Source organism: Streptomyces muensis (assembly GCF_021474425.1).
GTDB lineage: Bacteria > Actinomycetota > Actinomycetes > Streptomycetales > Streptomycetaceae > Streptomyces > Streptomyces muensis.
This window is the reverse complement of record NZ_JAKEIP010000324.1, coordinates 1-8095: the sequence shown is the minus strand read 5'-3', so window position 1 is coordinate 8095 and position 8095 is coordinate 1. Positions and strand designations below refer to the sequence as shown.

Sequence of the window (8095 nt, the reverse complement as noted above, 5' to 3'; positions counted from 1 at the left end):
GCGGCGGGCGCGGCCGGAGCGGCGGGGGCCGGAGCCGGAGCGGCGGGGGCGGCCGGAGCCGGGGCGGCGGCGGGAGCCGGAGCCGCCGGGGCCGGGGCGGCCGCCGGAGCGGCACCCGCGGCGCCGATGACGGCCAGCTTGGCGCCGACCTCGGCCGTCTCGTCCTCGCCGACCACGATCTCCAGCAGCGTGCCGGACGTGGGCGCCGGGATCTCGGTGTCGACCTTGTCCGTCGACACCTCCAGCAGCGGCTCGTCGGCCTCGACGCTGTCACCGACCGACTTCAGCCAGCGGGTGACGGTGCCCTCGGTGACGGACTCGCCGAGGGCGGGCAGGACGACGTCCGTGCCCTCGGCCGTACCGGCCCCGACCGCCGAGGCCGCCGCCGGTGCCGTCGTCGATCACGGCCAGCTCGGCGCCGACCTCGACCGTCTCGTCCTCGGCGACCTTGATGGAGGCCAGGACACCGGCGGCGGGGGAGGGGATCTCGGTGTCGACCTTGTCGGTCGACACCTCGAGCAGGGGCTCGTCGGCCTCTACGCGCTCACCCTCGGCCTTCAGCCAGCGGGTGACAGTGCCCTCGGTGACGCTCTCGCCGAGCGCCGGAAGGGTTACGGAAACCGCCATGGTTTCGGTTGCTCCTTACGAATTGCGGAAGTCTGAGTCGTCGCTTCGTCGACCGAGGGATCAGTCGTGCGCGTGCAGCGGCTTGCCGGCCAGGGCCAGGTGGGCCTCGCCGAGCGCCTCGTTCTGCGTCGGGTGGGCGTGGATGAGCTGGGCGACCTCGGCCGGCAGCGCCTCCCAGTTGTAGATCAGCTGGGCTTCGCCGACCTGCTCGCCCATGCGGTCGCCGACCATGTGGACGCCGACGACGGCACCGTCCTTGACCTGGACGAGCTTGATCTCGCCCGCGGTGTTCAGGATCTTGCTCTTGCCGTTGCCCGCCAGGTTGTACTTCAGAGCGACGACCTTGTCCGCGCCGTAGATCTCCTTGGCCTTGGCCTCGGTGATACCGACGGAGGCGACCTCCGGGTGGCAGTACGTCACCCGCGGGACACCGTCGTAGTCGATCGGAACGGTCTTGAGACCGGCCAGACGCTCCGCCACCAGGATGCCCTCGGCGAAGCCGACGTGCGCGAGCTGGAGGGTCGGGACCAGGTCGCCGACGGCGGAGATGGTCGGGACGTTCGTCCGCATGTACTCGTCGACCAGGACATAGCCGCGGTCCATCGCGACGCCCTGCTCCTCGTAGCCGAGACCGGCGGAGACGGGCCCGCGGCCCACCGCGACGAGCAGGACCTCGGCCTCGAACTCCTTGCCGTCGGCGAGGGTGACCTTGACGCCGTCGGCGGTGTACTCGGCCTTCGAGAAGAAGGTGCCCAGGTTGAACTTGATGCCGCGCTTGCGGAACGCGCGCTCAAGAAGCTTCGAGGAGTTCTCGTCCTCGACCGGGACGAGGTGCTTGAGGCCCTCGATGACGGTGACGTCCGCACCGAAGGACTTCCAGGCGGAGGCGAACTCGACGCCGATGACGCCGCCGCCCAGGATGATCGCGGACTTCGGCACGCGGTCCAGGACGAGGGCGTGGTCCGAGGAGATGATCCGGTCGCCGTCGATCTCCAGGCCCGGCAGCGACTTCGGCACGGAGCCGGTCGCGAGGAGCACGTGGCGGCCCTGGATGCGCTGGCCGTTCACGTCGACCGAGGTGGGGGAGGAGAGACGCCCCTCACCCTCGATGTACGTCACCTTCCGGGAGGCGACAAGACCCTGCAGACCCTTGTACAGGCCGGCGATCACGCCGTCCTTGTACTTGTGGACCCCGGCGATGTCGATGCCCTCGAAGGTGGCCTTCACGCCGAACTGCGCGCTCTCGCGGGCCTGGTCGGCGATCTCGCCCGCGTGCAGCAGGGCCTTGGTGGGGATGCATCCCCGGTGCAGGCAGGTGCCGCCGACCTTGTCCTTCTCGATCAGGGCGACGTCCAGGCCCAGCTGCGCCCCGCGCAGGGCCGCGGCGTAACCGCCACTACCACCGCCGAGGATCACTAGGTCGAAAACGGTGCTGGCGTCGTTCGCCACGTCACGTCCTCCATGCATGTGCGCCGTACGCCGGTCGTCGGTGACCGGTCGGCGGCTGGTGTCCGGCCGCTCTTTCTTCGGCCCTGTGGTGGGGGCCCTGTCCTGCCGAGCCCCATCTTCGCACTTGTCCACACCGAACGAGACGCCGGGCCGGTGTGTGAGACGTCCCACGTTCAGCCTTCAAGCATGGGATGAGGTCACGCCGCTAGGGGCGCGGGGAACTGCGCGATCAACCACACACGATCCGCAGCCGCCATGAAACGGAATGGACCGAGCTATTCGGCGACGGGGCCTCGCCCTACCCGCGCGCGAGGCCCCGCCAACAAAACCCGATGTCAGCCCAGGTCGCCAGAGGCAGTGAGCTCGGCCAGCCGAACCAGCGTCCGCACCGCGCTACCGGTACCACCCTTCGGCGTGTATCCGAAGGGCCCGCCCTCGTTGAACGCGGGACCGGCGATGTCGAGGTGCGCCCAGGTGATCCCCTCACCCACGAACTCCTTCAGGAAGAGCCCGGCGACCAGCCCCCCACCCATCCGCTCACCCATGTTGGCGATGTCGGCGGTCGGCGAGTCCATCCCCTTGCGCAGGTGCTCGGGCAGCGGCATCGGCCACGACGCCTCCCCGACCTCCTCGGCCGCCTCCACGATCGCGGAGCGGAACGCGTCGTCGTTGGCCATGACACCGAAGGTGCGGTTGCCGAGCGCCAGCACCATCGCGCCCGTCAGCGTCGCCACGTCCACGATCGCGTCCGGCTTCTCCTGCGAGGCCGCCCACAGCGCGTCCGCCAGCACCAGCCGGCCCTCGGCGTCCGTGTTCAGGACCTCGACGGTCTTGCCGCTGTACATCCGCAGGACGTCACCGGGACGCACCGCGGATCCCGAGGGCATGTTCTCGGCCAGTGCCAGCCAGCCGGTGATGTTCACCTGGAGGCCCAGCCGAGCGGCGGCGACCACGGCGGCGAACACGGCGGCCGCGCCGCTCATGTCGCACTTCATCGTCTCGTTGTGCCCGGCCGGCTTCAGCGAGATGCCGCCCGAGTCGTAGGTGATGCCCTTGCCGACGAGCGCGAGGTGCTTGTCCGCCTTGGAGTGCGTGTACGACAGCTTCACCAGCCGCGGACCGGCCGCGGAGCCGGAGCCGACGCCGAGGATGCCGCCGTAGCCGCCCTTGGTCAGCGCCTTCTCGTCGAGCACCTGCACCTTGATGCCGTGCTCCTTGCCGGCCGCCGTGGCGATGGCGGCGAAGGACTCGGGGGTGAGGTCGTTGGGCGGGGTGTTGATCAGGTCGCGGGCGCGGTTGAGCTCCTCGACGACGGCGGTGGCACGCTCCAGCGCGGCCTTGTGCTCCTTGTCGCGGGGCTTGCCGCCGAGCAGCGCGGCCTCGGCGAGGGGAGCCTTGCCGTTCTTCTTGCCCTGGGCGTTCTTGCCGGCGTCGTCGCCGTTGTCCTTGTAGGCGTCGAAGGAGTACGCCCCGAGCAGCACGCCCTCGGCGACGGCGCCGACGTCACCGGCGTCGCCCAGCGGCAGCGCGAACGCGGCCTTCTTGGAACCGGCGAGGGCGCGGGCGGCGGCACCGGCGGCCTTGCGCAGCGCCTCGCCGTCGTACTCGGCGTCCTTCTCCGGCGCGGCACCCAGGCCCACCGCCACCACGAGCGGGGCCTTGAACCCGGCGGGCGCGGGGAGCTTCGTCACCTCGCCCTCGGCGCCCGAGGCACCGAGGGTCTCCAGGACACCGGCGAGCCTGCCGTCGTACGCCTTGTCCACGGCCCCGGCGCCCGGTGCGACGACCGGGCCCGCCGCCTTGGAGCCGGCGCCCTTGGCGACACCGATCACGATCGCGTCGGCGCGCAGGCCGGGCGCCGCGGCGGTGCTGAGAGTGAGAGCAGTCACGGTGGTGAAATCTCGCTTCCGATGTGAAGTTTGCGATGGCCGAAAAGGTGTGGGTCGACCGGGCCCGACGGCCGACCCTATTTCCCGACCCACGGACGCGGTCTCGACGGGTGCGGTATCAGCGGGGCCTTCCCCGGCACGGCGAACACTCGGGACGAGCCTACGCTCGTGTGAGCGTTCGCTCATTCCTCCGGGCGTTCACCCGTCGGTGGCGTCACGGTCGTTTCTTGATCCTCTGCCTCGGTGAGCTGAGTCACACTCGTGTGGATCCGGTGAGCGGTCAGCTTGCCACTTTGCATGATTTCCACGGATCCCCCGCCGTTTCACCACAAGCGGCCTCAAGGGGATCTTCTGGGGGAGGGGCGACCAATGGCGCAGAGCGCGCACAGGTGGAGAAACTCGGCCGCTGTTCTGGCGGCCACCGGTCTGCTGGCGCTGGGTCTGTCAGCGCCCGGCACCGCGGCCGCGGGGGAGCCGCGCATCGATCTCAGGGTGCTGGTCGTGGACAACGGCGACAGCCCCGTCCGGGCGATCACCGCCCAGCTGAGGAGCACCGGCATCCCGTACACCACCGTCGACCTGAACGACGCGAACCGCCCGGCCATCACCGCCGCGTTCCTCAGCGACACGGTCAACGGCACGCCCCGCGCCAAGTACCAGGGCGTCGTCCTGCCCAACGAGGCGCCCTTCGGCGAGGGTTCCGCCGAGCAGACCGCGCTGGAGAGCTACGAGCGGACCTACGGCATCCCGCAGGTCGACGCCTACACCTGGGCCCACCCGGGCGTCGGCCTCGACCACACCGTCGAGGGCGGCTGGACCGGGTCCCTCGACGGACGCGAGGCGGCCGTCACCGCCGAGGGCAGGGCCGGGTGGTTCGGCTACCTCGACGGCGCCCTCACCTTCGAGGACAACGACCCGGCCGTACTGGAGAGTTACGGCTTTCTCGCCCGGCCCCGCACCGGCTTCACCAGCTACGTCGACGCTCCCGTGCCCGCCGGCTCCGGGCGCGGCAGCCTGATCGGCGAGTACCGCCACGACGGGCGCCGCGAGCTGGTGGTGACCTTCGCGTACAACGAGTACCAGCAGCAGTTCCGGGTCCTCGCCCGCGGCATCGTCGAATGGCTGACGCAGGGCGTGCACCTGGGGCAGGCGCGCAACTACTTCGCGGTGCACGTCGACGACGTCTTCGCCCCCGACGCCCGCTGGGACACCGTACGCAACTGCACGCCCGGCGACATCGACTGCGCGGGCGGCGCCGGCGAGGAGGCCCCGCCGATCCGGATGACCGCCGAGGACGCCGTCCACGCCGCCCAGTGGCAGCGGCAGCGCGGCTTCAAGCTGGACATGGTCTACAACGCCGGCTCCGGCGAGGAGTGGAAGAGCGAGCACGGCGGCACCGACCCGCTCGCCGACCGCCTGCTCGCCGACAAGGCGCAGTACCGCTGGATCAACCACACCTACACGCACCCCTTCCTCGGCTGCGTCCAGGACACCTCGACCGTCCCCTGGAGCTGCGCGAAGAACGCCGACGGCTCGACCCGGTACATGAGCCGCGCCGACATCTCCGCGCAGATCCGCGACAACCACGACTGGGGCGTCGGCAAGGGGCTCCCGCTCGACCGCACGGAACTCGTGACCGGCGAGCACTCGGGTCTGAAGACCCTGCCGCAGCAGCCCGCCGACAACCCCGATCTGGCCGGCGCGCTCGCCGACAACGGCGTCAAGTGGATCGCCTCCGACAACTCCCGTGAGCCCGCCCAGCGTTCGGTCGGCGCCGCCCGGACCGTGCCCCGGTACCCGATGAACGTCTACTACAACGTGGGCACCGAGGAGGAGATGGTCGACGAGTACAACTGGATCTACACCTCCACGGCCGACGGCGGCAGCGGCGTCTGCGCGAGCAACCCCGCCTCCACCTGCCTGGACGCCCCTCTGGACCCGGCCACCGGATACACCGGCCACATCGTCCCGCTGGAGGCCCGCACCGCCCTCGGCCACGCGGTCAGCAACGACCCGCGTCCGCACTACGCCCACCAGTCCAACCTGGCCGAGGACCGGACGCTGTACCCCGTCCTCGACAAGGTCCTCACCGACTACCAGGCACTCTTCGCCGACAACACCCCCGTCGAGAACCTCGCCCAGAGCGCCATCGGCACCGAACTCCAACGCCGCGCCACCTGGCAGACCGCCGTGGCCTCCGGCAAGGTCACCGCGTACCGGATCGGCAGGACCGTCACGATCACGGCCCCGTCCGGCACCCAGATCCCGGTGACGACACCGGAGGGCACCAGGAAGCAACTCCTGCTCAGCACAGTCGCGTTCGGCACGCGGTACGCGGGGCAGCGCTCGGCTTGGACCACGCAGGAGCCGCTGCAGTCGGCCGTCACTCTGAAGCTGCCGTAGGGCATCGCCCCTTTTTGGGGGCGCGGGGCTGTTTTGGACTTGCGGCTACCGCCGCGTGGGCGCGACCAGCCACGACGCGGCGGTAGCCGGGGTTCAGGCAGCAGTTCCCCGCACATCATCCGCACAACAGGGGGAAGCACAGCCATGCCCACCGGCCGCCACGTCACCATGCTCACCGAAGGCACCTATCCACACGTCCACGGCGGCGTCAGCACCTGGTGCGACCAGCTCGTCAAGGGCATGCCCGAGGTCGACTTCCACATCGTCTCGCTCACCGGAACCGGCCGCGAACCGGTCACCTGGGAGCTGCCGCCCAACGTCCACCGGCACACCTCCGTACCGACCTGGGGCCCGCGTCCGGGACGCAGACGCGCACCGTACGGCAGGTCCCGGCGCCGCTTCACCGACGCCTACGAGCGCTTCCTGCTCTCCTTCCTCGACCCCGACGCAGACTGCGACTTCGGCGAGGCCCTGGACGAACTGGCCGAACTCGCCCGCGACGGACGTCTGTCGGCGGCCCTGCGCACGGAATCCGCACTGCGCTCGCTGATGTGGATATGGACGATGCCGCATCTGCCCACCGCGACCGCCCGCCCGACCGTCCACGACGCGCTGACCGCGACCGACCTGCTGGAACACGCCCTGCGCCCGCTCGGGATCCGGATCCCCGAGGACTCGGTCGCCCACGCGGTGAGCAGCGGCCTCGCCACGCTCCCCGCCCTCGCCGCCCGCAGACTGGACGGTGTGCCGTTCCTCCTCACCGAGCACGGCATCTATCTGCGCGAGCGCTATCTCGGCTACCGCAGCGACGCCCAGCGCTGGCCTGTGAAGGCGTTCATGCTCGGCTTCTACCGTGAACTGAATTCACACGGCTACCGCACGGCCGACCTGATCACACCGTGCAACCAGTACAACCGCCGCTGGGAGGAGCGCGGCGGCGCCGACGCCGACAAGATCCGCACCGTCTACAACGGCGTCGACCCGCACGCCTTCCCGCACGCCGGCCCCGAACCCGAGGCCCCCACCCTCACCTGGTGCGGCCGCGTCGACCCCATCAAGGACCTGGAGACCCTCCTACGGGCCTACGCCATGGTCCGCGCCGAACTCCCGCGGACCCGGCTGCGCCTGTTCGGCCCGGTCCCGCCCGGCGGCGAGGCCTACCGCACCAAGCTGGAGAAGCTCGCCGCCGAACTCGGCGTCACGGACGGCCTGACCTTCGAGGGCCGTATCAGCGAGGTCTGGCGCGCCTACGCCGCCGGGCACCTCGTCATGCTGTCGTCCATCTCCGAGGGCTTCCCCTTCTCCATCATCGAGGCCATGTCCTGCGGGCGTACGACGGTCTCGACGGACGTCGGGGGAGTGCGCGAGGCCGTCGGCGACACCGGCCTGGTCGTCCCGCCGCGCGAACCGGAGAAGATGGCGGCCGCGACCCTCACCCTCCTCCGAGACGACGAACGGCGCCGGGAACTGGGCGAGCTGGCCCGACAGCGCGTCATCGACCGCTTCACCCTCCGCCGCTCCGTGGACAACTTCCGCACGATCTACCAGGAGCTCGCGGGCGGCAGCGAGGTCTACGAGCCCACCCTCGAAACGGTCTCCGACTGGACCCTCGAACTGCGCGACCCCTGGTACGAGAAGCTCGCGACGGACGGAACCGACTGGTGAGCGGAGACCTCCGGACGCCGCCCGGCGCCCACCCCGACACCCTGCCCGCCGCCCCGCACCGG

General features: G+C 70.7%; 4 protein-coding genes and 1 pseudogene. 2 read left to right on the top strand and 3 right to left on the bottom strand.

All coding sequences use genetic code 11. The features are described 5' to 3' along the window. The 3 genes and pseudogenes from L0P92_RS39405 to L0P92_RS39395 all read right to left on the bottom strand — a co-directional run. A pseudogene (locus tag L0P92_RS39405) lies at nt 1-627 on the bottom strand (biotin/lipoyl-containing protein); the annotation flags it as partial. Nucleotides 628-687: 60 nt separating this feature from the next. Beyond that, nucleotides 688-2076, bottom strand: coding sequence for a dihydrolipoyl dehydrogenase (gene lpdA / locus L0P92_RS39400; protein ID WP_234767947.1), 1389 nt, complete (start codon nt 2074-2076; stop codon nt 688-690). Between the two features lie 335 nt (nt 2077-2411). After that, the gene (locus L0P92_RS39395) at nt 2412-3965 is read right to left on the bottom strand and encodes a leucyl aminopeptidase (RefSeq protein WP_234767946.1); all 1554 of its coding nucleotides are present in this window, start codon (nt 3963-3965) and stop codon (nt 2412-2414) included. A 369-nt stretch (nt 3966-4334) separates the two neighbouring features. On the opposite strand from L0P92_RS39395, the gene L0P92_RS39390 reads away from it, so the two are divergent. Further along, nucleotides 4335-6368, top strand: coding sequence for a hypothetical protein (locus tag L0P92_RS39390; protein WP_234767945.1), 2034 nt, complete (start codon nt 4335-4337; stop codon nt 6366-6368). Between the two features lie 144 nt (nt 6369-6512). Beyond that, the gene (pelF, locus tag L0P92_RS39385) at nt 6513-8033 is read left to right on the top strand and encodes a GT4 family glycosyltransferase PelF (RefSeq protein ID WP_234767944.1); all 1521 of its coding nucleotides are present in this window, start codon (nt 6513-6515) and stop codon (nt 8031-8033) included. Nucleotides 8034-8095: the final 62 nt, after the last annotated feature.